Annotated in this window: 20 protein-coding genes and 1 pseudogene; 10 read left to right on the forward strand and 11 right to left on the reverse strand. The window is 54.1% G+C overall.

Annotated elements, in window-relative coordinates; all coding sequences use genetic code 11:
- Positions 1-424: 424 nt before the first annotated feature.
- The 5 genes from B1A75_RS16515 to B1A75_RS16535 all read left to right on the forward strand — a co-directional run bounded on the left by B1A75_RS16515 (position 425) and on the right by B1A75_RS16535 (position 8,116).
- On the forward strand, positions 425-2,083 hold the full coding sequence (locus B1A75_RS16515) for an IS1634 family transposase (protein ID WP_079936535.1): 1,659 nt from the start codon (positions 425-427) through the stop codon (positions 2,081-2,083).
- 335 nt (positions 2,084-2,418) lie between these two features.
- Positions 2,419-3,597 (forward strand): aminotransferase class I/II-fold pyridoxal phosphate-dependent enzyme, encoded by a 1,179-nt coding sequence (locus B1A75_RS16520; RefSeq protein ID WP_139761754.1) that lies wholly within the window; start codon positions 2,419-2,421, stop codon positions 3,595-3,597.
- Complete coding sequence (locus B1A75_RS16525; protein WP_079936537.1) at positions 3,594-5,249, forward strand: thiamine pyrophosphate-binding protein; 1,656 nt, start codon at positions 3,594-3,596, stop codon at positions 5,247-5,249. The genes B1A75_RS16520 and B1A75_RS16525 overlap by 4 nt, the downstream gene beginning before the upstream one ends.
- 70 nt (positions 5,250-5,319) lie before the next feature.
- Positions 5,320-6,801, forward strand: coding sequence for an aldehyde dehydrogenase family protein (locus B1A75_RS16530; protein WP_079936538.1), 1,482 nt, complete (start codon positions 5,320-5,322; stop codon positions 6,799-6,801).
- A gap of 157 nt (positions 6,802-6,958) precedes the next feature.
- On the forward strand, positions 6,959-8,116 hold the full coding sequence (locus B1A75_RS16535; protein ID WP_074044043.1) for a saccharopine dehydrogenase family protein: 1,158 nt from the start codon (positions 6,959-6,961) through the stop codon (positions 8,114-8,116).
- 201 nt (positions 8,117-8,317) lie between these two features.
- Here the strand turns inward: B1A75_RS16535 and B1A75_RS16540 are convergent, their stop codons facing one another.
- The 10 genes from B1A75_RS16540 to B1A75_RS16585 all read right to left on the reverse strand — a co-directional run bounded on the left by B1A75_RS16540 (position 8,318) and on the right by B1A75_RS16585 (position 16,816).
- Positions 8,318-9,481: an MFS transporter gene (locus B1A75_RS16540; RefSeq protein WP_074044044.1), complete on the reverse strand. Its 1,164-nt coding sequence runs from the start codon at positions 9,479-9,481 to the stop codon at positions 8,318-8,320.
- Positions 9,481-9,909 (reverse strand): MerR family transcriptional regulator, encoded by a 429-nt coding sequence (locus B1A75_RS16545; protein WP_074044045.1) that lies wholly within the window; start codon positions 9,907-9,909, stop codon positions 9,481-9,483. Before B1A75_RS16545 ends, B1A75_RS16540 begins: the two co-directional genes overlap by 1 nt.
- Positions 9,910-10,079: 170 nt before the next feature.
- Positions 10,080-10,565 carry a (2Fe-2S)-binding protein gene (locus tag B1A75_RS16550; RefSeq protein WP_074044046.1) on the reverse strand — a complete coding sequence of 162 codons (486 nt, stop codon included), beginning with the start codon at positions 10,563-10,565 and terminating at the stop codon, positions 10,080-10,082.
- A 21-nt stretch (positions 10,566-10,586) separates the two neighbouring features.
- Positions 10,587-11,429: an FAD binding domain-containing protein gene (locus tag B1A75_RS16555; protein ID WP_074044047.1), complete on the reverse strand. Its 843-nt coding sequence runs from the start codon at positions 11,427-11,429 to the stop codon at positions 10,587-10,589.
- Complete coding sequence (locus B1A75_RS16560; protein ID WP_079936539.1) at positions 11,416-13,743, reverse strand: xanthine dehydrogenase family protein molybdopterin-binding subunit; 2,328 nt, start codon at positions 13,741-13,743, stop codon at positions 11,416-11,418. Before B1A75_RS16560 ends, B1A75_RS16555 begins: the two co-directional genes overlap by 14 nt.
- Entirely contained in the window at positions 13,730-14,368 is a 639-nt protein-coding gene (gene pucB, locus B1A75_RS16565; RefSeq protein ID WP_074044049.1) for a xanthine dehydrogenase accessory protein PucB, read from the reverse strand. Before pucB ends, B1A75_RS16560 begins: the two co-directional genes overlap by 14 nt.
- The gene (locus B1A75_RS16570; protein WP_079936540.1) at positions 14,365-15,390 is read right to left on the reverse strand and encodes an XdhC family protein; all 1,026 of its coding nucleotides are present in this window, start codon (positions 15,388-15,390) and stop codon (positions 14,365-14,367) included. The genes pucB and B1A75_RS16570 overlap by 4 nt, the downstream gene beginning before the upstream one ends.
- A 29-nt stretch (positions 15,391-15,419) precedes the next feature.
- Entirely contained in the window at positions 15,420-15,680 is a 261-nt protein-coding gene (locus tag B1A75_RS16575; protein ID WP_074044051.1) for a hypothetical protein, read from the reverse strand.
- A 95-nt stretch (positions 15,681-15,775) separates the two neighbouring features.
- A complete protein-coding gene (locus tag B1A75_RS16580; protein ID WP_074044052.1) occupies positions 15,776-15,955 on the reverse strand; it encodes a type II toxin-antitoxin system antitoxin in 180 nt (59 codons plus the stop codon).
- A gap of 15 nt (positions 15,956-15,970) precedes the next feature.
- A complete protein-coding gene (locus B1A75_RS16585; protein WP_074044053.1) occupies positions 15,971-16,816 on the reverse strand; it encodes an SPFH domain-containing protein in 846 nt (281 codons plus the stop codon).
- Between the two features lie 274 nt (positions 16,817-17,090).
- Between B1A75_RS16585 and hutP the strand changes: the two genes are divergently transcribed.
- The 4 genes from hutP (at position 17,091) to B1A75_RS16605 (ending at position 21,261) form a co-directional block, all read left to right on the forward strand.
- Positions 17,091-17,537 carry a histidine utilization transcription antiterminator HutP gene (hutP, locus tag B1A75_RS16590; protein WP_079936541.1) on the forward strand — a complete coding sequence of 149 codons (447 nt, stop codon included), beginning with the start codon at positions 17,091-17,093 and terminating at the stop codon, positions 17,535-17,537.
- Positions 17,538-17,656: 119 nt separating this feature from the next.
- Positions 17,657-19,171: a histidine ammonia-lyase gene (gene hutH, locus B1A75_RS16595; RefSeq protein WP_074044055.1), complete on the forward strand. Its 1,515-nt coding sequence runs from the start codon at positions 17,657-17,659 to the stop codon at positions 19,169-19,171.
- A gap of 441 nt (positions 19,172-19,612) precedes the next feature.
- Positions 19,613-20,305 (forward strand): TerC family protein, encoded by a 693-nt coding sequence (locus B1A75_RS16600; RefSeq protein WP_176202435.1) that lies wholly within the window; start codon positions 19,613-19,615, stop codon positions 20,303-20,305.
- A 23-nt stretch (positions 20,306-20,328) separates the two neighbouring features.
- Positions 20,329-21,261 (forward strand): D-2-hydroxyacid dehydrogenase, encoded by a 933-nt coding sequence (locus B1A75_RS16605; protein WP_074043175.1) that lies wholly within the window; start codon positions 20,329-20,331, stop codon positions 21,259-21,261.
- Between the two features lie 736 nt (positions 21,262-21,997).
- On the opposite strand, the pseudogene B1A75_RS16610 reads toward B1A75_RS16605, so the two are convergent.
- Positions 21,998-23,164, reverse strand: a pseudogene (locus B1A75_RS16610) (IS4-like element ISGka3 family transposase); the annotation flags it as partial.
- Positions 23,165-23,455: 291 nt separating this feature from the next.
- On the opposite strand from B1A75_RS16610, the gene B1A75_RS16615 reads away from it, so the two are divergent.
- Positions 23,456-24,511: an RNA-guided endonuclease TnpB family protein gene (locus B1A75_RS16615; protein WP_079936542.1), complete on the forward strand. Its 1,056-nt coding sequence runs from the start codon at positions 23,456-23,458 to the stop codon at positions 24,509-24,511.
- Positions 24,512-24,789 lie beyond the last annotated feature (278 nt).

The raw sequence follows: 24,789 nt of genomic DNA on the forward strand, positions 1-24,789 counted from the left end.
TGTTCCAATTGAGCTTCTCCATTTGTGCACTCAAATGATTTCCCTGGACATTTCCCAACGTTCCATTTCCCTCATCCCTTCCCCCTAATCCCCTAATTTCTTCCAAATTGGCGGACACTTTTTATTTTCCTGGTTTTTTGTTCCAACTGGTTCCTCAAAGTCTCAAACCCCTTGCGGCTCTAGGGAAGAGAGAGTTTGAGGGGGGAGGGGAGGGATGGACATGAATTATTGTCTCTTGACATAGTAGGGAAATCAAAATGGGATCATCGCGTTCTTACGGTTTGTTACTTAAAGGGGGCAGGCGAAAGGAAAATCATTTTTTGACTCACATTTCGCACCCTCTCGACGAAAATCGGGAGGATTTTTTCGTTCCGATGTCGAATGAATCCTTGACACACAAGGAACGTAAAGGAGTTTTTCTCTTATGAACGTTCAAGTCAAAAAGGTCTATCGCAATTCTTATTTGAATATAATAAGTGCCCTATTCAAGAAACTGGGTCTGCCTCAATTGATTGACCATCTCGTGCCCGTCGATCCGCAGTGCCAAACGCGAGTCAGCGATGCCGTTCAGGCCATCCTCTACAATGTGTTTGACGGCCGGCAAGCCCTTGTTCACTTGGAACATTGGGCTCAGGAGGTCGATTGTGAGAAACTCATCCGTCCCGATCTCCATCCTTCCTGGTTGAACGACGATGCGTTGGCCCGTCATCTCGATCGCCTGTATGAGGCTGGCATTCACAACGTCATCAGCACTTGCTTGATTCATATTTATCGCAAAGAAGGCCTTTCCCTCCGAGCCTTCCACGCCGATACGACGGACAAGACCGTTTACGGCGCGTATGAATCGGCCTCGTTAGAGGCCTTACARATCACACATGGCTACAACYGCCATCATCGTTGGCAAAAACAGATCGGTTTCGGACTGGTCGGCAACGAGGACGGCATCCCGTTTTACGGCGATGTGCACGAYGGCARCCTGCCCGATAAAACATGGAATCCCGAGGTGCTGTCTCGTGTCCATGAACAGCTGAAGCAGGCCAAAATCGAAGACGAATGGATTTACGTGGCCGATTCCGCCGCGATGACGAAAGAGACCCTGGCGCAAACCAAAGCGGCCAACGCCTTTTTGATCACCAGAGGCCCTTCGTCGCTCCGGATCGTGAAAACCGCGCTGGCCGAAGCGGATGCTGAGGACACGACGTGGAGCGATCCCTTTACGTTGGCGGAGAGAAACGGCGCCACGTACCGGGTATGGGAAACGGCCTCGACGTATGAAGGCCACCCCGTTCGGCTGATCGTYGTTGAATCGAGCGCGCTCGACCAGCGAAAAGGAAAGACGCTTGAAAAAGAACGAACCAAAGAAGCGGAGCTTCTTCGCGAGGAACAAGCCCGTTGGGAGCGTCACCCATTCTCCTGCCGGGAAGATGCCGAACAAGCCTTGGCGTCCCTCAAGGCGTCCCTTCGCCCCCGGTTTCATCGGGTTGAGGCCGCGGTCGAAGAGATCGTACGCCCGAAAAAACGGCGCGGACGGCCGAAAAAAGGGGCGGAACCCGAGGTGGAGACGCTGTATCTCTTGCACCTTGACGTCGAATTCGACCAAGACGCGTGGGAACAGGCGAGACGGAAAGCGTCCCGGTTTGTCCTTGTCACGACCGTTCCGAAGGAATGGAAGGGCCAACCCATGGATGCCCAAGAGATCTTGAAGCTATATAAAGGGCAGATCTCGGTGGAAATGAACTTCGCTTTTTTGAAAGATCCGTTTTTCACGGATGAGATTTACGTCAAAAAACCAGAACGGGTCGCAGTATTAGGCTATTTGTTTCTGTTGGCCTTGGCTATTTACCGCGTTTTTCAGCGCCGAGTGCGTCAGTTTATTACTCCAGAACACCCGTTGAAGGGTCCTGGAGGCCGCAAGCTGACCCGGCCGACGGGACAGGCGATTTTTCAGCTGTTTCAATATGTGAACGTCGTCCTGTTCAAGCTGCCGGATGGGCGCATCCAACGCTCACTGGATCGCTCCCTCACCCCTGATCAGCGAAGGATTCTGCAGGGATTGGGCATGGATGAGAGCATCTACGTGTAACGTGATACGGAACGACCAGCGATGGTAAAAAAAGGATTGCCATCGCTCGTTGTGTTGGTCAGAAAGTTATTCTGAAAAACGAAATAAAAAATCCTTTCTTTCAACCCTGTTAGGGTGCGAAATGTGAGTCAGAAGGTTGATCGCGTCTTTCTAGCGGCTTAGTGAAAAAACAACCACTTCTCCTGCATCGACCGCTTTTCGAGAAAAAAGATTTTGATGATATCTTGATGTGAGAAAGCCATTGGTATTATAGGCTGCTTCTTGAACGTGAAACGGGCATGAGGGCGATGGGCGCGCGCATAAACTGAAACGAAGGGCCATGAGGAGGGATGGGATTGAACACATTTTCCGATATTGTGCAGACGATGCCGCCATATTTGTTCTCCCGATTCCAGAAGAAAAAAGAAGAACTGCTCCAAAGAGGGGTCGATGTCATTGATTTGGGGATCGGCGCCCCAGATTTGCCGCCCCCTTCCTTTGTCATCGAAGCGTTGAAAGAAGCGCTCGATGCGCCAGAACACTATACGTATTCGCCGTATGGCGGCTGCAGGGAGTATCGGGAAGCGGTCGCGCGTTTTTATGAACGGGAATATGGCGTCAAGCTCGATCCGGAGACCGAGGTGTTGGCGTTAATCGGCTCGAAAGAAGGAATCGTCCATTTGCTGCAAGCCGTTCTCAATCCCGGCGAGCTCGCCTTAGTGCCTGATCCGGGCTATCCCGTCTACCGGACGGCTGTCCATTTTGCCCGCGGACAGAGCCTATCGTTGCCGCTCGATGCGCAGCATGGTTACGCGCCCCGGTTTGATGCGCTTCCCTCGTCCGTTTATAACCAAGCGAAAATCATGTTTCTCAATTATCCGAGCAATCCGACGGCCGCCGCTGTCGATTTGGATGTATTTGCTAAAGCTGTTTCACTTGCCCGCCAACACCGGATGTTCATTGCCCATGACGCGGCCTACTCGTTCGTGACGTTTGCCGGGTTTCAAGCGCCGAGCATTTTGCAGGTGGACGGGGCAAAGGAAGTGGCGGTGGAATTTGGATCGTTGTCCAAAAGCTATAACATGGCCGGCTGCCGAATCGGATACGTGGTCGGAAACCGTGACATGATTCGAGCGCTTTCGGTGATCAAGAGCAACACGGATACGTGCCAGTTTATTCCGATCCAGAAGGCGGCGGTGGCCGCTTTGATGAACGGACGGACGTTTATTCGAGAAAATAGCCGCATTTATGAACAACGCATGAATATGATGGCCGAGAGACTTCGAGAACTGGGCATCGACGTGCAGCGGCCGAAAGCGACCTTTTTCTTGTGGATCCAGGTCTATGACGGATACTCGTCCGAACGATTTGCCGCCAAACTGCTGGAAGAAGCGGGAGTCATCGTAACACCGGGAACAGCGTTTGGACCCGCAGGGGAAGGATATGTCCGCGTATCGCTGTCAGCGCCGATGGAGCGGCTGCAGCAAGCCGTCGAACGATGGAAGCAAGTGGATTGGGGGGTGCCGTCGCCATGAAGCGAAAGATTCAAAACATCACGGTGGCTCAAGCCATCGTTGAATGTCTAAAACAGGAACAAATCCGTTATGTGTTTGGTGTGCCGGGGGAAAGTTATTTGCCCCTGCTTGATGCCATCTATGATGAGCCGACCATCGAATTCATCTCCACCCGCCATGAAGGGGGAGCCTCGTTTATGGCGGAAGGATATGCGAAAGCGTCGCGGAAGTGCGGCGTCGTGCTGGCTACAAGGGCGGTTGGCGGGGCGAACTTGGCAATCGGCGTCCATACCGCGAGGCAAGATTCCACTCCGATGGTCGTGTTTTTGGGGCAAGTGAACAGCCGCTTCCTAGGGCGTGAAGGATTTCAGGAAGTCGATATGGAAGCGTTTTTTCGTCCGATCGCAAAATGGGTGGTCGAAATTCGCGAAGCCGAGCGGGTGCCGGAGTTGGTGCAACGGGCGTTTCGCACCGCGAAAACAGGGCGGCCCGGCCCCGTCGTCGTTTCACTTCCAGAAGATGTATTTTCCAAAACGATAACGGAAGCGGTGATCGCCGAGACCTATGTGCCGAAGCCGGCCCCAAGGCAAGAAGATATACGGAATATAGAGGAGCGGCTCGAGCGCGCTCAACGGCCGCTCGTGATTGCCGGCGGCGGCGTCAAATGGTCGGGAGCGGAGCAGTTGCTGCGCTTGTGGGCGGAAAAGTATGCACTTCCGGTAATGGCGGCATTCCGGCGGCATGACGTATTTCCCCATAATCATCCGTGCTATGTCGGCCACCTAGGTCTAGGGGCGCCCAAAGCGGTCATTGAAACGGCCGAGCAGGCGGATGTGGTGATTGCGTTGGGAACTCGGCTATCGGAAGTGACGACACAAGATTACCGTTTGCTATCTCCAAACCAGACGCTGATTCACATCGATATCGACAGCGATGGATTCGGAAAAGTGTATGCGCCAGATATCGCGATTTGGGCTGACTGTCGGGAAGTGCTGTCCCGTTTGCTCGATATCGCGGTGCGGCCGTCTTGGCAGGAATGGGTGGCCGAACGGAGGAAACGGTACGAACAAACGGCCGTGTTGCCGCTTGAAAAACGAAATCTCCATGAAGCGGTCATTGCGAGTTTAGGGCGCCATTTGCCGAAAAATGCGGTCATTACGAACGATGCCGGGAATTTCGCCGGTTGGCTTCACGCCTTTTTCCCGTTTGGGGATGGGCACACGTACATCGGCCCTACGTCGGGAGCGATGGGATATGGCATGCCGGCTGCAATTGGCGCGAAACTGGCCTTTCCCGACCGGACCGTCGTTTCTTTATCCGGGGACGGTGGTTTTATGATGACGGTGCAGGAGTTGGAAACGGCCGCCCGATACGATATTCCGATCATCAGCATTGTGTTTAACAATCATATGTACGGCACCATCCGCATGCATCAAGAATTGCAGTTTCCGGGGCGGGTCATCGGCACCGATTTAGGCCGCGTGTCGTTTGCCCGGTTGGCAGAATGCTTGAACGGCCGCGGGTTCCAAGTGCAGACGGAACAACAGTTCACGGAAGCGCTTTTCTTGGCGCTTGAGGCCAAGAAGCCGACGGTGATTGAAGTGTTGACCGATCCGGACCACATTTCGGTGGCCGCAACGATCCAGGACTTGCGGGCCAAGAGGAAGTCTTGACGATCATCGCTCGGCGTTCAATGTATAAATTATCTCAATAAATCATCTAGAAAAATGGGGGGAGTATACAGTGAAAATCCAAAACTATATCAATGGAGAATGGAAGGAGCCAAGCACCGGGCAATTTGCGCCGGTGAGCAATCCGGCGACGGGGGAAACGATTGCCGAGGTGGCGATGTCCGGGCCAAACGATATTGATGAGGCCGTTCAAGCAGCCAAAGAAGCGCAAAAACAGTGGGCCCTCGTGCCGGCGCCAAAACGCGCGGAAATCTTGTATAAAGTCGGGATGTTGCTAAAGGAACGGAAAGAACAATTGGCCCGGCTGTTGACGATGGAAATGGGCAAAGTGATTGAGGAAGCGCGCGGCGAAGTGCAGGAAGGCATTGATATGGCGTTTTACATGGCCGGAGAGGGACGGCGGTTGTTCGGCGATACGACGCCGTCTGAACTGAAAGACAAATTTGCCATGAGCGTCCGCACGCCGGTTGGAGTGGTCGGCATCATCACTCCATGGAATTTCCCCATTGCCATCGCCACTTGGAAGTCGTTTCCGGCCATTGTTGCCGGCAATGCGGTCGTGTGGAAGCCAGCGCCCGAGACACCGATCATGGCGCAGGAATTAGCCCGCATTTTTGAAGAAGCGGGCTTGCCGCCGGGAGTGTTTCATGTTGTCCACGGTGACGGGCCGACAGTCGGCAATGCGCTCGTCGAACATCCTGATGTCAAGGTCATCTCATTTACCGGATCGAATGAAGTCGGGCGGATGATTGCGGAAAAATGCGGACGGCTGTTGAAAAAGGTGTCGCTTGAAATGGGAGGAAAAAACGCCGTCATTGTGATGGATGATGCGGATTTGACATTGGCGGTTGACGGCATCATCTGGAGTGCGTTCGGCACGTCGGGGCAGCGGTGCACGGCGTGCAGCCGGGTCATCGTCCATGAGCGGGTGAAACAGGAGCTTGAGCGGCGTCTGCTTGAAGCAGTGAAAACATTGAAAATCGGCAACGGGTTGGATGAAACGGTCAAAGTCGGACCCGTCATCCATGAAGAGGCGCTGCAAAAAATTGACCGCTACGTGCGCATTGGCGTAGAAGAAGGGGCGAAACTGCTTGTGGGCGGCTATATATTGCGCGAGGGCGACTATGCGCGCGGCTTTTATTACGCGCCGACGATTTTCACCGATGTCACGCCGAATATGCGCATCGCCCGCGAAGAAATTTTCGGCCCGGTCGTGTCGATCATTTCCGTCCGCAGTTTGGACGAAGCGATCGCCGTCAACAATAGCGTCGATTATGGGCTGTCAAGTGCCATTTTCACACGCGATGTCAACAATGTATTCCGAGCGATGCGCGATTTGGACACCGGCATCGTGTATGTCAACGCCGGCACAACGGGAGCGGAAATTCATTTGCCGTTTGGCGGCACGAAAGGGACGGGCAACGGCCACCGGGACTCCGGCGTCGCTGCGCTTGACGTATTCACCGAATGGCGGAGCATTTATGTCGATTTCAGTGGGAAGCTGCAACGGGCGCAAATCGATACCGATGATTGAACCGGGCTGTCGCCTGCAACATGGCCGGCAAAAGAGAAGCGAAGATCAACGTGGAACATATATCGTGAATCGAAGCAGCGGCCGCGGCAAAGATGTGAAAAAAGCGGCTGTCATGTGAGCGTATGGCAAAGAATCGGTGACAGAGGGGGAAAGAACGATGAAAGTGCTCGTGCTTGGAGCGGGGCTGATGGGCAAAGAAGCAGCGCGCGATTTAGTGCAAAGCCAAGACGTTGAGGCGGTGACGTTGGCGGATGTCGATTTGGCCAAGGCAGAGCAGACGGTGCGGCAGCTTCATTTCAAAAAGCTTGCCGCTGTGCGGGTGGATGCCAGCGATCAACAGCAGCTGTCGTCTTTCATGAAAGGGCACGATGTGGTGGTCAACGCCTTGTTTTACCAGTTTAACGAAGCGGTAGCGAAAACGGCCATTGCAGCTGGCGTCCATTCTGTCGATTTAGGCGGCCATATCGGCCATATCACCGACCGGGTGCTTGAGCTGCATGAACAAGCCCAAGCCGCTGGGGTGACCATCATCCCCGACCTTGGCGTCGCACCCGGAATGATCAACATTTTATCCGGCTATGGGGCGAGCCAACTCGATGAGGTAGAATCCATTTTGCTGTATGTTGGCGGCATTCCCGTCCGCCCCGAACCGCCGCTGGAGTACAACCATGTGTTTTCGCTTGAGGGGCTGCTTGACCATTACACCGATCCGGCCTTGATCATCCGCAACGGCCAAAAACAAGAAGTGCCGTCCCTTTCGGAAGTCGAGCCGATTTATTTCGACCGGTTCGGGCCGCTTGAAGCGTTTCACACCTCAGGCGGGACGTCGACGCTCTCGCGTTCGTTTCCGAACTTGAAACGGCTTGAGTACAAAACGATCCGCTACCGCGGCCATGCGGAAAAATGCAAGCTGCTTGTCGATTTGAACTTGACGCGCAACGATGTGGAAGTTGAGATCAATGGATGCAGAGTCAAGCCGCGTGATGTGCTGCTTTCCGTCCTGAAGCCGCTGCTTGATTTGAAAGGAAAAGATGATGTGGTGTTGCTTCGGGTCATCGTCGGCGGTCGGAAAGATGGAAAGGAAACGGTGCTTGAATACGAAACCGTCACGTTCAATGACCGCGAAAACAAGGTGACGGCGATGGCGCGCACGACGGCTTACACAATTTCCGCTGTCGCTCAGCTCATCGGCCGCGGGGTGATCACAAAGCGCGGCGTCTATCCGCCAGAGCAAATCGTTCCGGGGGATGTGTATATGGACGAGATGAAAAAACGCGGCGTCATCATCAGCGAGAAGCGGACGGTTCATGGCTGAAAAGGCGGTGCCATAAGCAGGAGGATGGAAGCAGTTTCGTGAAAAAGGGCAATGTCTCGCCGTTGCGTGCGGAGCAGACAACGCCACCGCAGCATGCTCAAAATTGCCGCGGCCGGAAAGCGAGTTGTGAACAACGCCCGTTCCAGACGGAGACGGGCGTTTTCCGATTTTGGACGCGAAACTGCCGTTGTCGCCTGCTTTTCACGGTTGCGCCGTTTTGGTTGCCGAAGTCTCCCGCTTGCGCCAGGCAAGGAACAGGAAGGAAATGAACGCCAGCGCCATGGCCACCATAAACGGCGCTTTCGCGGAAATGGCATGGCCGATGACGCCGGACAGCACCGGAGCGACGGCCGCCCCGAGCCAGCGGACGAAGTTGTACGTGCCGGACGTTATCCCGCGCTCATACGGCGATGTTTCCATCACATAGCTTGTAAACAAAGCGTTGTTGAGTCCGGAGATCAACCCGGACAAAATAATGAGGGCGACCATCAGCCATGTCGGCTCGGAAACGACTAGAAGGAGAAGCAAGATGGCGAACAATAGCAGACTGTATGGCAAAATTTGTTTCGGTTCGTATTTTTCTTCAAGCCGATGGGCCAACACCGCCGATCCGTAGGCAAGGCAGAGCCCCCAAACGAAAAAGACAAATCCGATTTGCATGGCCGATAGCTTGATGATCAAAGGAGAGTACGCCAAGACGACGAAAAAGCCGTAATAGTACAGCATTCCGCCGACCGCGCCTTTGACAAACGGCGGAAAAGTAAGCAAGCGGCGCATTTCTTGCAATCCGGCCGCTTTTTTTGTTTTTCCTTTGTTCGGATCGTAGACGAAGCAGGCCACAAGCAAAAAGGCGATGAAAATGAGCACGCTCGTGCCAAGAAACGGATAGCGCCACGAATGTTGGCCGAGCAGTCCGCCTACGAGCGGGCCGCCGGCCATGCCGAGACCGATCGCCGCTTCATACAGGCCGACCGCTGTGCTTGCTTTCGGCGTCAACGCCATCAACAGCGTCATCGCGGTGGCAAAAAACGTGGCGTTGCCCAATCCCCAGCCGGCGCGGAAGATCGACAGTTGGGGAATGTCACGGGCAAATCCGCATAATAACGAGAAAATCGTGACGAGGCCAAGCCCGATGACCATCATTCGTTTATCACCGACGCGGCTGACGACAAGGCCGACCGGGATCATCATGACAGCCATCGTAAAAATGTAGGCGGTAAACAACATCTCTACTTGCCAATGGGTGGCGCCGATGCTTTCAGCGATGACGGGCAAAATTGGGTCGACAACCCCGATGCCCATAAACGCCAAGAAGGCGGCGGCGACGGTGATCCATCGCGCCCTCGTTTGTTTTCCTTCCTCCACTATTCCTCTCTCCTCTCTTGCAAGATGGCGTCTACCCGCTCTGCCATTTGTTCCAGCTCTTGCTTAAGCATGGTCATTTTCTTCATTTTCTCTTCAAGCATGGCGATTTGCCGACGCAACCCAGCGCCGATTTGTTCCAGTTCGCGCCATTTTTCGCTGCCAGCGGCGGCATGTCGGTATTCCGTCCGATGCGCCTCAATTTTTTCTTTCAGCGCCAAAAAATGTTGCAGCTCCTGCAAGGAAAAGCCGAGCACCTCGCGCGCGGCAACGATGTTTTTCAGCCGTTCGATGTCCTCGGCTGTATAAAGGCGCGTGCCGCCTTCGCTGCGCGCCGGCGGCTTGATCAAACCGATTTCTTCGTAATAGCGGATCGTCCGCTTCGTCAAACCGGTCGCTCTGGCGACGTCATCGATTTTGAATCGTTCCATCTGGGCCCCTCGCTTTCCCGTGATCACGGTGAACGATCTGTTTTACAAACATAACATTAACGTTAACGTTATATTTTTGTCAATAGGTATTTAGAATGGAAGAAAAACACAATATGTATACCGCATCAAAAAAAGAATATCCCGATTGGGTTCGGGATATCCATTGCTCGTCAAGGATCTGTTGGTGCTGCTTTTTTGGCTTCGAGCACTTCTTTGACCGCCGCTTCAATTTCTTGATAGCTTGTGCAGCGGCAAATATTCGACTCCAGCCATTCTTGAATCGCCGCCTCATCGGCGTTTGGGTGCCGCTCGATGAGTGCGTGGGCGTTCATAATGAATCCAGGAGTGCAATAGCCGCACTGAAAGGAGAAGTGGCGGACGAAGGCGTGCTGAATGGGGGCATCATCAAGCCCTTCGATCGTGGTGATTTCTTTGCCGACTGTCTCAATAGCGAGCATCATGCACGATTTGATTGGCGTGCCGTCGACTAAGACGGTGCAGGCGCCGCAGTCGCCGTTCAAACAGCCTGGCTTGGCCCCGGTCAGCCCCAGCCCATCGCGCAAAACAAACAGCAGCGTTTCGGCTTGGCGAGCGACGATCGATCTTCGTTCTCCATTAACGTGCAGCACAAGCTCCCGCTTTGTCGTTTCCTCCATGTCCGCATGCTCACCTCCTGTTTAGACGGTTTCTCCGTCTCCGAGCTCACGAAGCATATCTTCAAGCAGCTGGGCGGCCACGAACAGCCGGTAGTCCGCCGAGCCTTCAATATCGTGCAAAATCGGGCGCGGGAAGGCGTCAACCGCTGCTTGGATTCGTTCACCAACTGGGCGGCTCCGGTCATTTACATGCGCCTCGACTTCAGCGGAGCGGAACGGGAACGGACAGACGCCGCTTAGGGCAACGCGAACCGTCCCGTCTTTTTTCAGCGCTGCAATCGTCACAAGCGGGTAGCCGACTTCCCCTTGCTTGCGGCGCTTGCGGTGAAAGTGGGGCAGGGCGGTGGCGGCACGATCAACCTTGAACTGGACGACAAATTCACCGCGGCCGAGCTGCAACTGTTGATGGAACCAATCGTTGAAGCGGCATTGCCGAATGCCGTATGGTCCGGCGATGATGACATCCGCCTCGGCGACGAATAGCGGCAGTGCGGTCTCACGGTAAAAAATTTGCCCGCAGATGTTGCCGCCGAGCGTAATTTGGTTGCGCGCTGTCCGGTCGGCCACTTCTCTCGCCGCCTTTGTTAGTAATGGGAACAGGTTTGCTTCCTCAAGTTCAGTGAGCGAGAGCGCTGCTCCGAGCACGAGAGAATCATTGCCGACATCAAGTGTCCGACATTCAGGGATCGCTTTTATATCAATGACGGCGGCGGTGCGGACAAGGTTCAAACGAGACAACGTGATGATCTCCGTGCCGCCGCCGTAGTAGAGCGGTCGTTTTCCGTCCCGCTCGAGCGCCGTAAACAGCGCTGTCGCTTCGGCGATCGATTGAGGCCGGTAGTAGGCAAAGTCAAACGGAACCATAGGAGTCTCCTTTCTGTTTCCGCCAAATGAGTTCAGGCACAAGCGGCAGTTCATTGAGCGGCACGCCGGCAGCGAGCGACAAGGCGTTTGCCAAGGCGGCGGGCATGCCGATCAAGCCATGTTCGCCGATGCCGCGAGCACCGTATGGGGCATCGATTTGCGGAGTTTCGACAAACTCAACGATGTACTCTGGATGTTCGCCGAAGCGGATCGGCCGGTATGTGCGCAGCTGCGGGTTTAAGACGCGTTGTTCTTTGTCAAAAAGAAACCCTTCGCGGCTGGCAAAGCTTAGCCCCATGCTCATCGCCCCCATCGCCTGGCCAAGCGCTGCCTTTGGGTTGAGCACTTTGCCGGCGTCAATGACCGCATAAGCTTTGACAATGCGATACGTGTAGTCGCGGCGGTTGAACTCAATTTCCACTCCTTCCGCACATACACCCCATTCCGGGCCCGGTTTGCCGGCGCCGGTCTCTGGGTCAAGCGGGGTCAAGTGGCGCAAAATGTAGTGGCCGCGCCCGATCACTTGCCCGCCGATGGCGTTGCCGTTCGGAAACTTGTAGCCATAGGCGATGTCTTTGATCGGAAGAAAGATGGCCGGGTCATCGCGCAAAAAGACGCGCCCGAAACCGACTTCCAAATCGTCCGGCGAGGCCCGCAAGACGCAGGCGGCGATGTCTTTTAACTGACGGATGGCGTCATCGGCAGCGGCAAGCGCCGCACGTCCGGCCATAAACGTCCCGCGGCTGGCGACTGTTTTCCAATGTTCTGGTGTTGTTTGCGTATCAATATCCATTTTGACATGAACATCATCCACGTCCATCTTCAGTCGTTCGGCGACGATTTGCGCGAGCACCGTTTTCGTTCCGGTTCCGATTTCGACAACGCCGGAGATGACGTTGACGCTGCCGTCGGAGTTGAACGTTAAGATGACGCCCGAGCTGGCATCTGTGTCGATCGTCGATGTTTTCCAGCCGCCGCTGATTCCCTTTGCTCTTACCGTATAGGCGTCCAATTCCACGCGCTGCCACTCGTCCCAACGCATCAGCTCGCGCAGCCGGTCGAGGCAGGCTGGCATGTTGCCGACGTTGCTTTTGGTGAGCCGCACTTGCGTTGGGGTCGTATGCCCCGGGAGGATGGCATTTTTGCGCCGCACCTCCCATGGGTCAAGTTGAAGCGTTCGTGCCAATTCATCGATGGCCCGCTCCACGGCAAATGCCTGTTCGCAATGGCCAAAACTGCGGAACGGCGTCGCGTATGGGCGATTCGTGTAGACGCACAATGAATCACAAAAGACGTTTTCGACATGGTACGGGCCGGTGCAATCGACGGCCGCGGCGCGGCTGACATCGATCGCCTTGTCGGAATAAGCCCCGCCGTCAAATAGAAATAAGATTTCCATGGCCTTGAACAAGCCCTCTTTTGTCGCGCCGATTTTGACGGTTGCCTCCAAACCGATATGGACGGGCGAAGTGATCATGTCATGCTCACGGCTGTTCCAGACGCTTACTTTTCGGCCGCCGACCGCTTTGGAGGCAAGGTAGGCGAGCAGCTCAAGCTGGACGGGCGCTTTTCCTCCGTAGGCGCCGCCGACAAGCGGCGTATGGACGATGATTTTGCCGGTTTCTTCGCCAAAATACGTATGAAGCAACTTCTTGATCATAAACGGTGACTGTGAGGAGGCGGAAATATGGATCGTGCCGTCCGGCCAAATTTCCGCCGTGGCGCAGCGTGTTTCCATCGCGATATGGTCGGAAGGGGCGAACGATACGCTCGTTTCGACGATGACGTCACTTTCAGCAAACCCTTGTTCGATGTTGCCTTTTCGGATTTTCGTCCGGTGGGCGACATTTGTTCCGGGCTCAGGATGAGTCGTTTTGTTTTTTTCATAGCGGTCGAGATGTTCATGCAGTAATGGAGCGCCTTCTTTCAACGCCTCACTCGGCGAACCGACGGCTGGAAGCGGTTCGTAAACGACGCGGACGAGGCGGGCCGCTTGTTCGGCTTGCGCGAGCGTATCGGCGACGACGACGGCGACGACTTCGCCATAGTAGCGCACTTTGTCGACGGCGATCGGCGGGCGATCGCGCATGTCTTCACCGGTGAGTGGAAGCCCTTCGCCGGTCACAACAGCATGGACACCGGGGGCGGCGAGCGCGCGGCGTGCATCCAGTGAGAGGATGCGCGCATGGGCGTATGGGCTTGTCACCAGGGCGGCATGAAGCATCCCCTGTTCTTTGAAATCGTTCGTATATTTCGCCCGGCCGGTCACTTTATCCCACGCCTCTTTGCGGATGATGCTTTTACCGACGGCCACGGGGGCGTCCCTCCTTTTCTTCTCGATCCATGACGGCATGCTTATAATCATCTTTCGTGTCAATGTCGATGCCGATCGTTTCATCGCCTTCATACAAGAGGCCGCGCCAACGGGGATGGTGAAACAGCGTGCGCCCGCCTGCATCGCCCCTTAGAGCAAGCAAGGCAGGAAACATTTGTTTTCCAAAAATGACTGGGGGCATCGGCGTGCCGAAGCAGGCGAAGGCGACGTAATCAGGGCGGTGGCGGCGGTAAAGGTCGGCAAGCGCATTGATTACGTCCGCAGTGACAAACGGTTGGTCGGCCAACAATACGACAGCGGCGTCCGCCCCGCTAGCGAGCGCTTTCTGCAGGCCGCAGGCAAGCGAGTGCGCCTGTCCGCGGCGATGGTCAACACAGCGGACGAAGCGGCATTTTTCATGATCCCGAAGCTCGGTGGGAAGCCAAACGAGTGGGTCAGCCGGCGGCACGACGACGATGATGGGAGTGAGGCGCGAACGGAGCGCGGCCTGAAGGCCGGCGGCGCCAAGCGTGCTTTCTCCCCAAGGCAAAGCGCGTTTATCCGTTCCCATCCGCCGGCTTTCTCCAGCAGCCAAATAAATGCCAGCGATGGTTGGGCAATTCATGATACTCTCTCCGTTGATCGCCCGCGAAGGACGCTGATCAATTCGGCGGTGATGCTAACGGCGATCTCATACGGACCGCGTGCGCCGATGGAAAGCCCTACCGGCGAACGGACAAATGGAGGCGTCGAGCCGGAAGGAAAGAGGCGGTCAGTGCGCCGCCGCGGACCGAGCACACCGAGATAAGCGAGTGGCATGTCGGCTAACAAGGAAACGAGTTCGCGGTCGCGTTCAAACTGATGGGTCATGATGATGACAAAGTCGCGCTCATTCAGGTGAAGCCGCGGAACGGTTTCATGCGGAAAGCCAATGACTAAGGCGTCGGCGTCCGGCACGTGGGATGGGTGGCAAAACGCTGGGCGCCAATCGCTCACGGTAACGGAAAATCCCGCCGCTTTGGCTGCTGAGACGAGCGGCGGCGCGTCCGGTCCGGCGCCGAAGATGACAAGGCGCGGCTTTGGCCAAAAGTGCTGAACGTAAAACGCCTCCCCATCTGCCTTATACCATCCATTCCATCCCCTGAAAAGCGGCGCATCGCGAAGCCATTCACTCCATTCCGGTCTCGGCATCCGGCCGCTGCCAAAGCGCTCTCCGGTTTCGCTTTGGAAAAACGGCGGTTCGTTTCGGTTTGAGAGGCTGCGTGCCATCAGAACATGCTCGCCGTGTTCAAGGCAGCGTTTGAGCGCCAGCCAGACCGGTTTTGTGTCCCCCGTCACCGGCTCAAGCCAAACATGGATGAGGCCGTTGCAGCCAGCACCCTGCCCCCACGACAAATCGTCCTCGGTCCGCAAATCAAACGAGACGGCGGCTGCCTGGCGGCTGGCCAATACGTCACGCGCGTAGGCCGCCACCGCTTCTTCGAGGCAGCCGCCGCTAAGCAGGCCGACCGTCCCACTATCGGCGCCGATCCACATGTACGTCCCTTCTTTTTGGTATGCCGAGCCTTCCACCTCGATGATGATGGCGAGCACGCCATCGCACGGTGTGACGGCGATGGTCTCAAGCACTGGAAAGTAGCTTTCCATGCCGATCCTCCTTATGCGTTGCGAAAAGGTTAAATTTGGAAAGTACTAAGGATGGCTTTCCTATTGCCTCCTTTTTTGTTTTCGTCGCCCTTGACGTCCCTTTCGCACCTTTGGCGGGTGTTGGTCAAGGGTGAATCCGTCTTCGAGGATCCCCTGCGATGCACAGTGGAGTTTTCTATAGAACTTTTGACACTGCCCGTTACGCCAAAGATGGCCGAGCTGTTGAAAGCGCGGTGGGATGATGCATCAACTTTCGCAATGGCCGTAAGCGGCGGCAGCGGATGCGGCATCGGTTCGTCCCCCTTTTTGAAAAAGGCTCTGCTATCATTATATTTCTGTAACAAATGACCATGACTGAAAAAGGAAAGAAGCCAGCCGTCATCGGCTAGCTTCCTTGTTTTTGATCTGTTTTTCCTTTTCCGAGCCGTCCGGCCCGCTTCGCTGCCTCCCGCAGCAAAAACTCGATATGGGCATTGACGCTGCGGAATTCATCTTGCGCCCATTGTTCGAGCGCGGCATATAATTCATGGTCAATGCGCAGGGGAAATTGTTTTTTCTTTGCCATCGCACTCCACAACCGTTAATATAGACTGCCGGCGTTGATGACCGGCTGGGTGGTGCGCTCGGAGACGATCGCGACCATCAAGTTGTTCACCATTGCGGCCTTCCGTTCATCATCTAACTCTAAAATATTTTCTTTGTCAAGCTGTTCAATCGCCATTTGCGCCATGGAGACGGCGCCTTCCACGATTTTTTTCCGGGCGGCCAAAATGGCGGCTGCTTGTTGGCGCTGCAACATGGCGCCCGCAATTTCCGGCGAGTAGGCCAAGTGGGTGAGGCGCGCTTCGATCACTTCGACCCCGGCGACGCGCAGCCGCTCTTGCAGTTCCGCGGCAAGCACATCGGAAATGACATCCGCGTTGCCGCGCAACGTGATTTCGTTATCATCCTCAAACGTATCGTATGGATATTTCGTCGCCACATGGCGGATGGCCGCTTCGCTTTGAATTTCGACAAACTGTTCGTAATCATCAACGTCAAACACCGCCTTGGCTGAATCAATGACGCGAAAGACGACGACGGCGGCAATTTCAATTGGATTGCCTTGAACATCGTTCACTTTCAACTTGTTGCTCGTGAAGTTGCGCACGCGCAGCGAAACTTTCTTTCGAACGGTGAGCGGCACGGTGAAAAACAGCCCGCTGTCGCGAATCGTGCCGAAATAGCGGCCGAAAAAGGTGAGCACTTTCGCTTGATTCGGCTGAACGATCGTGATGCCAGTCGCCAAGAGGACGGCAAGAACGAAGCAGAAAACGGCCAATAAGAGCTGCACTTGAATGAGGCTGACAAAACCAGCAATAACGAAAAGGGCCATACATCCGATGCCGATAAATCCATCCATACGCCATGCTTCTTGTTCTCTCATACCTATCCCCCTAACAATGTCAGTTTGATATTTATATGATATCATATAATCAAAAAAATGGAAACCAGGATTGATCATGTTAATAAAGAGAAGATGGATTCGTCCATAGTTCGCCACGAGGCGGATGTTTCTAACTATTTTCCATCCAGAAACATAAAGGGCGATCGTTCAGCCTGTTAATGTTTTAATGTACTAAAAAATGGAAATTCATAATTGACATCGCTTTCATTGTCATCATACAATAGAAAAAAAGATCAATAGGTGTGTAGAAGCAATGGAAACACGACAAGCGCGCATCGGCCGGCTGGCATTGTTGCTGGCGATGCTTGACGAAGGAGAGGAAGACCCGGTCCTCAACCAGCTCGAGGCGCTCGCCTGGCGCTATTGTCAAGGGCGGGTCGGGGCGATGGAGCCGCAAAAAATCGTCGCGGCGATTGAGACGGCGGCGAAACGGCATGGAGTGGTTGACGGTGGCTTGTACCGTGAGATGCACGCCTTATACCATGCGATTTTAGAGGCAGTGCATGGCGTGACGAGAGGGCAGGTAGAGCTGGGAGATTTGTTGAGAACCGCTGGCCTTCGTTTCGCCGTGGTGCGCGGTATGCCGTATGAACAACCGAACGAAGGGGAATGGATCGCCGTTGCGTTGTACGGGACGATCGGCGCTCCGGTGCGCGGGCTCGAGCACGAGGCGGCCGGGCTCGGAATCAATCATATATAAGACGGTAAGTGCCTAGAGCGATGAGTCATGAGGAGGCGAACGCTGCCATATGGCAGGGCGCCTCCTTTTTTGTTTGCCCAGGCGTTCGATTGGGAAAACAAACGAAGGGAGATGGAATGATGATCGTATTGACTGGGCATACATTGACGATCGATGAGGTAAGACGTGTTGTCTATGAGCGGGAGCGGGTGGAGGCCGCTGAGGAAAGCATGAGGGCTGTCGAGAAAAGCCGCGCGGCAGTGGAACAAGCGATTTCCAGTGGACGGACGATCTATGGCGTGAATACGGGCTTTGGCAAACTCGCCGATGTGCGCATTGGCGGAAGCGATCTTGAGCAGTTGCAAATCAACCTTCTCCGCTCGCACGCCTGTGCCGTCGGCGAGCCATTTGCCGAAGATGTTGTGCGGGCGATGCTTCTTTTGCGGGCGAATGCGTTGTTGAAAGGGTATTCCGGCGTGCGGCCGGCGGTGATTGAGCAGCTGCTCGCGTTTTTGAACGCCGGCATCCATCCGATCGTGCCGCAGCAAGGTTCCCTTGGCGCCAGCGGCGATTTAGCGCCGCTTGCCCATTTGGCGCTGGCGCTTGCCGGTGAGGGGGAGGCGATGTACGAAGGGCGGCGGATGCCTGCCGCCCAAGCGCTTTCACAAGCGGGGATTTCACCGCTTTCCCTTCAGGAAAAAGAAGGGCTGGCGCTTATTAACGGAACGCAGGTGATGACGGCCGTCGGAGCCCTTGCTTACTTAGAGGCGGAACAACTGGTGTATGACAGTGAACGGATCGCGGCGCTGACGATTGAGGCGCTTTATGGCATTGTGGACGCGTTTGACGCCCGCATCCACGCAGTCCGCGGGTTTCAGGAGCAGGCGGAGGTGGCGGAACGGCTGCGCCGCTATTTAGATGGCAGCCAACTCACAACAAGGCAAGGGGAGCGGCGCGTGCAAGACGCCTACTCCATCCGCTGCCTCCCGCAAGTACACGGAGCGTCGCTTAGGGCGCTTCGTTATGTGAAGGAAACGCTTGAAATCGAAATGAACGCTGCTACGGACAATCCGCTTATTTTTACGGACGGGACGGTGCTCTCTGGCGGCAACTTTCACGGCCAGCCCGTTGCGATCGCCATGGATTTGTTGAAAATTGCGGTGGCGGAGCTGGCCAACATCAGCGAACGCCGCATCGAACGGCTTGTCAATCCGCAGCTTAGCGAAGGCTTGCCGCCGTTTTTAAGCCCACAGCCCGGCTTGCAGTCTGGGGCGATGATTATGCAATATGTCGCCGCTTCGCTCGTGTCGGAAAACAAGACGCTCGCTCACCCAGCCAGCGTCGATTCGATTCCGTCTTCAGCGAACCAAGAGGATCACGTCAGCATGGGAACGACCGCCGCCCGCCATGCGTACATGATCGTGCAAAACGCAAGAAAAGTGCTGGTGATTGAGCTCATTTGCGCTTTGCAGGCTGTCGAAGCGCGCGGCATCGAGCGAATGGCCCCGTCAACGAGGCAGTTTTACCACGAGGCGCGCCGCATTGTTTCCTCCATTACAGCTGACCGCGTCTTTTCCGATGACATTGAAGCGGTGGCGGCGTGGTTGAGCGAAAGGGCAAAACATCACTTCCTCCGCGATGAAACGAAAGCTTAGAGAAGGGCAAAGCATGATGGGCGTAGGTGGAGAGCGTTCAAGGATAGGTGTTTGAAAAAATGGTAGTTATATAGACCTTGATCGTTTCGCTGTATACATGCAACATGAAGAGTTAACCTCTCCGTTATCCTGCACACCCTAAGCGCTGCAGCACTTCCTTCAAAGATCCTGTGGGCTCAATCTACAAGCTGAGCCATGGGGGGAGGAAGTTAGTTGAAGGAGAAGGCAAATGTTCATTTTTCAATGAGCATGTATATAGAGATAGGGAAGCAGTCATCAGTGAAGATGGTTTGCTTCCTTAACGTTTTCTACGGAGTTCGGACGGTGCAGTGAACGTTCCTCATATTGGTTAGGACGAGAGCATGGACAGTCTATTCCATAGTTGTCCCCCAATCGAATTTGCAGTAAGATGAAGAAGAGAGACAAGGGGAAAGGGTGGGCATGCCATTGACGATTTCTGCCGCGGCGCTGTTGGCGTTATGGAAGATTATTGCGATTGATATCATTTTGTCGGGCGATAATGCGGTCGTCATTGCCATGGCGACGCGCCGGCTGCCGAAAGACCAGCGAAACAAAGCGATCGTTTGGGGAACGGCGGGGGCGGTGCTGCTGCGCATTTTGTTTGCGGTTGTCATCGTCTTTTTGCTCCAAATCCCGTTTATTCACTTTGCGGGCGGCTTGCTGCTCGTATGGATCGCCTATAAAGTGCTCGTTGAGCGGGAAGAGGAAGCAAACGTAAGATCGGCAGACCGGTTGTTGAAGGCGATTATGACGATTATGATCGCCGATGCGGTCATGAGCTTGGACAATGTCGTCGCCGTCGCTGGTGCGGCGGAAGGGCATCTTGGCATGCTGGCGCTCGGGGTAGCGATCAGCATTCCGATCATGGTGTTCGGATCGAAAGCGATCGTCCACATCATGGAAAAACATCGTTGGATTGCGTACGTTGGTTCGGGCATTTTGGCGTGGACGGCCGGAAAGATGATGGCGGGGGATGAAGGGGTGCTGCATTGGCTTCACTTGTCGTATGGCCCGTTCGTCTACGCGGTTGCCGCCGGTGTGACGATTTTTGTCGTGTCTGCCGGCTATATCACGAATAAAAAGGCCGAGCGTGAAGAAGGGACGCTTATTTGAGCGGTTGGGGGTGGTGTGATGCCATGAACATCCAACGCATTCTCGTGACGGGAAGGCTTTATGCCGAGCTTGCCGCCCTTCTTCCGGACAAGCGGCCGGATAAAGAGTTTCGCTTTGTCGCTGAGGCCGAACTGAAGGCGGATGATTTCGCTTGGGCGGACGCGTATGTTGGCTTTCGTCCGGCCGGGCCGTTTTCGCTTGCATCGCTCCGTTGGGTGCATTCGCTCGGCGCTGGCGTTGACGCGTTTTTGTGGAAACGGGAATGGAAGCCGGACGTGCTGCTGACGCGGACGATCGGCCCGTTCAGCGAGCAGGTCAGCGAATATTGTTTGAGCTATTTGCTGCGCGACGCCCAATGCCATGACGTTTATGCATGGTATCAAGAACAGCGGCAGTGGAAGCCGCTCGCTCCGAAACGGCTTGGTGAACAGCGGATTGTCATTTATGGGACGGGTGAGATCGGCCGGCGCATCGCGGAAACGCTTCGTCTGTTCGGCGTTTCGCCGATCGGCGTATCGCGAAGCGGCCGAGAAACGCCGCCGTTTTCGGCTGTTTACCGCCATGAAGAGGCGGGTGAAGCGCTTGCTCGCGCCGATTGGGTGATCGCTGTCCTTCCGCTGACAGAGGAAACGCATCATCTCTTTGACGAGACGTTTTTTGCCTGCTTGCACAATGCGGGCTTTATCAATGTTGGGCGTGGGGCGACGGTTGATGAGACGGCGCTTGTCGGCGCGCTGGAAAACCGAAATGTCCGCCTAGCGGTGCTCGATGTGTTCGAAGAAGAGCCGTTGCCGCCGCACTCGCCGCTTTGGGTTCATCCGAATGTCATCATCACCCCGCATATCGCGGCGCTGACATCAGCGGATGCCGCCGCCCATAGCGTTTTAGACACGCTCCGCCGCATCGAAACCGGGGAGCCGCTTGACAATGTGGTGGATGTCAGCCGGCGGTATTGAACCGGCATTTCGCGTCTTAACCGCGTCACAAAGGCTTTTTTAGTAACTTTTTGACCAGCACAACGAGCGATGACAGCTCTTTTTTGGCCATCGCTCTTCCCTCCTTGTGACATTCAATGTCAATGCTTTCGTCCATGCCCAAACCTTCCACAATCTTTCGCTGATCAGGGGGAGCGGGCGGCCCGGTGCGTCCCACGTATATTCGGCTGTGATGTTGTTGGCCTTTGTCTCATAAAACAAGCGAATCGAGTCGCCGGTGTTGGCAAAAAGGGGAACATTGAAAAAAATCTGTCCCATTGCGGAAAATACAGTTGATTTGGTAAATTCAGTTTTGTTATGATAACAATATTAAAGAATCCATGGATTGGAAAGTAGGGAAGGCGAAAAGCAAGGGCGAGTGGCTGGCGTTGGCAGTGGCCGTCCTTGCAAGCTGGAGTGTTTCGCTTCTTCTTTCAATCCGTCTTTCTAAGGTTCGAACGGTAGTTCACGAGTTTTATTGCCATTTGAGTTCAACTTTCTCACATCATAATCAATTGTGATGATCTGCTGAAAACGCAACTTGTTTCCACATCCCTTTGCGACTCCGCAATGACCACGGAACCCAACTTTCTTAACTAGGAATCCAGCAGGTTTAACTCATTGTCATTGATCTAGCTACTATACAGCTGTCATTAAAAAGAGGAGGTAATCCACGAGATTAGGATGGCTCTGCGGTGTGTTTCTCAACTGAATTGGATTCGCTCAATTCCTTTTTCTGTTTTCGATAGAGCCATTCCCGCATTTTAAACATGACAGTGGAGCTGATCAATAAGGCAATCAATGTTCCATACAGGTGGCACTGAAAGCGAGCCCCTTTCATCGGTTTGAATCGATGAATGTGAAACAGGGATTTCCATGTCTTAAATACCACCTCAATCTGCCAGCGAAGAGAATACAGCGTATGAATTTCGTGCAAAGAGGTATAAATCGCTGGAATATTGGTGATATATACATATATTGGGTGGGGGCGTCGCGTCACGTACGCGGCCCCTTTTTGTTTCGCCTTCTGTTTCCATTGTCCTTCCTTCTGTCGCTCCTGTTCTTCTGTCAGCCGATACACAATRAGCCGCGGTTGATGAACTTTCTTTCCACTGACATACGCATGTTCCAGTTCCATGGTTTCTCCCGGTTGCAGCACCGCAAGGAAATCCTCTGGTTCCCATTTTCGAAATCGGTCCCCTTCTTTTTGGTAAATCCCTACATTGTGTTTGAGCCGTGAAATATAAAAGGCYCCGGCGTCATGAATGGCTTGCAATCCCTCAAGCGAAAAATAGCCTAAGTCTTTCAAACAAAGGTCTCCCTCTTGGATGGTCGATAGAAGGGACGCTCCGTAGGCGGCGTCGTGATGACGGGCATCTTCGACGTCCACATGGAGAACCTTCCCTTCTAGCCATTCATATTCTAGCTGAATTTTCACCCCAGGCCCCGTACATCCCTCGTAAATCCCCTGGATTTCAGGAGGCAGTTGAAACGACGTGGAATCGAGAATGCGAATCCGGAGAAACAGCGAATGTCTTGGACATAAGCGACGGGCCTCCTGAGTCTGATGAATGAGCAGTTTTTCAAACACCGCTTTGAGGAAACTCACCGCTTTTTCATTAAACCGTTGATTGAGCCCTTCCGCACTCAGAGAGGTGTTTTGCTTGAGAGCTAGAGCACTGCAAAGCTGCACCAATGATTTTTGACCGCCTCCTTCCTGGAGAAATGTGCAAAGTGCCACGAAATCATGGGCGCGTGACTTCCCCTTTCGTTGAATAAATTGATGATCTCGGGCCATATGTTCAAGTTCTTCGCACGATAACACGCTTCTTAATCCGTCTAAAAAACAATGCCATTCTTCTTGGAGAGATAAGGACGTCTTCAAAAAAACCACCCTTTCTAAGACATTATGAGGTCTTCAAAAGGATGGTCCAATGAGGCATATATTTATTCCTGTTTTCTTAACTTGATGGCTATGGAGGGTGTCCCAAAAGGATCGGGACACCCTCTTTCGTCTCTATATATACGCACTGACTGCTTCTTCTGTACTATATTTTGTGCCTATCCTGAAGACAGACGGCCTTTTGGGTCAGCTCCATGAAAGCGAGCCGTTTTCTTAATATTGAATGATTCTGAAAAAAATGGTATCCTGTAATCGCCACAAGGAGGTGAATCCATGCCGACGATCACGCTAAGGCTGGAGCTGCACAACCCAACGAAAGTCAAACAAGACATGTACGAACGGATGACAGAAGTGAATACAGCGTTTGCGAATTGGCTGTTGAATCATCCAGAACTGAATCAAGCGACGAGCAAAATTTTTAAAGAGTTTTCGTCTCAGCGGTTCCCTTCTGCCGTCGCGAATCAGACGATTCGAGAAGTGAAGTCTCAAAAGAAAAACCAGAAAACAAAGAAGTTCCGAACATTATGGTGTTGCTTTAACAATCAAAACGTGAAGGTTGAAAAGAAAGGAGAGTTCTACACGGTTTCATTCCCCACACTGGAGAAGCGAATTGGCGTGCCAGTGGTCACGCGCCCCTATCAAGAAGCATGGCTGAATCGGCTGCTTCATGGAACCGCCAAACAAGGGGCAGCCAAGCTCTACAAAAAGAGAAAGAAATGGTACTTGGCTATCGCGATCACATTTGAAGTGGAGCCGCGACACGAAACAAAGGTGATGGGGGTTGACCTTGGGCTTCGCTATATCGCCGTTGCCAGCGTGGGAACGAAATCGTTGTTTTTCAAGGGCAGCCAATGCGCTTTCATTCGCCGACGATATGCGGCTTTGCGGCGAACGTTGGGCCAAGCGAAGAAGCTCCATATGGTTCGCAAAATCGGCCGTAAAGAGTCCCGCTGGATGAAGGATCGAAACCATAAAATCAGCCGTCAAATCGTCCGTTTTGCCCTCGCCAACGGTGTTGGCGTGATTCGGATGGAAGAGTTGACRGGGATTCGAAAGCGGGCARCATCGGCCAAAGAAGCGGGRCGAAGCCTTCACTCTTGGGCGTTTCATCAACTGCAAATGATGATTGCCTATAAAGCCGAAATGGCGGGCATTCGGGTCGAGTGGGTGAAGCCGACCTACACGAGCCAAACGTGTAAATGTGGACATCGGGAAAAGGGAAATCGTAATGGCATCCACTTTCAGTGTAAAAAATGCGGATACACCCTCCACGCCGACTTAAATGGCGCCATCAACATCGCCAAAGCGATTTTGGGCTTCGCCGCCTAACCTAGTGCACTGGTCACAGGTGCGCCGCCCATCGGGGTACATCTTAACCCGATGGGACGGGGTGATGGCACACCCCTGAACTTGGGCGTTGTCCGAACCAGAAATGGATGAGGACGCGAACGACCCAAGAATCCCACGCCCTTTAGGCGTGTGGAGTGTCAATATTGGGTGAACTAACTAAGGAGTGCGATGATAGATAATCCAGCAACAATCCAGTCTGCTATGGACGCATTTCAAAGCTAAGATTCTGCKTAAGCTGTGGGAGCGGAGGAGGATGA

This window comes from Geobacillus sp. LEMMY01 (genome assembly GCF_002042905.1).
In the GTDB taxonomy this organism is placed as follows: domain Bacteria; phylum Bacillota; class Bacilli; order Bacillales; family Anoxybacillaceae; genus Geobacillus; species Geobacillus proteiniphilus.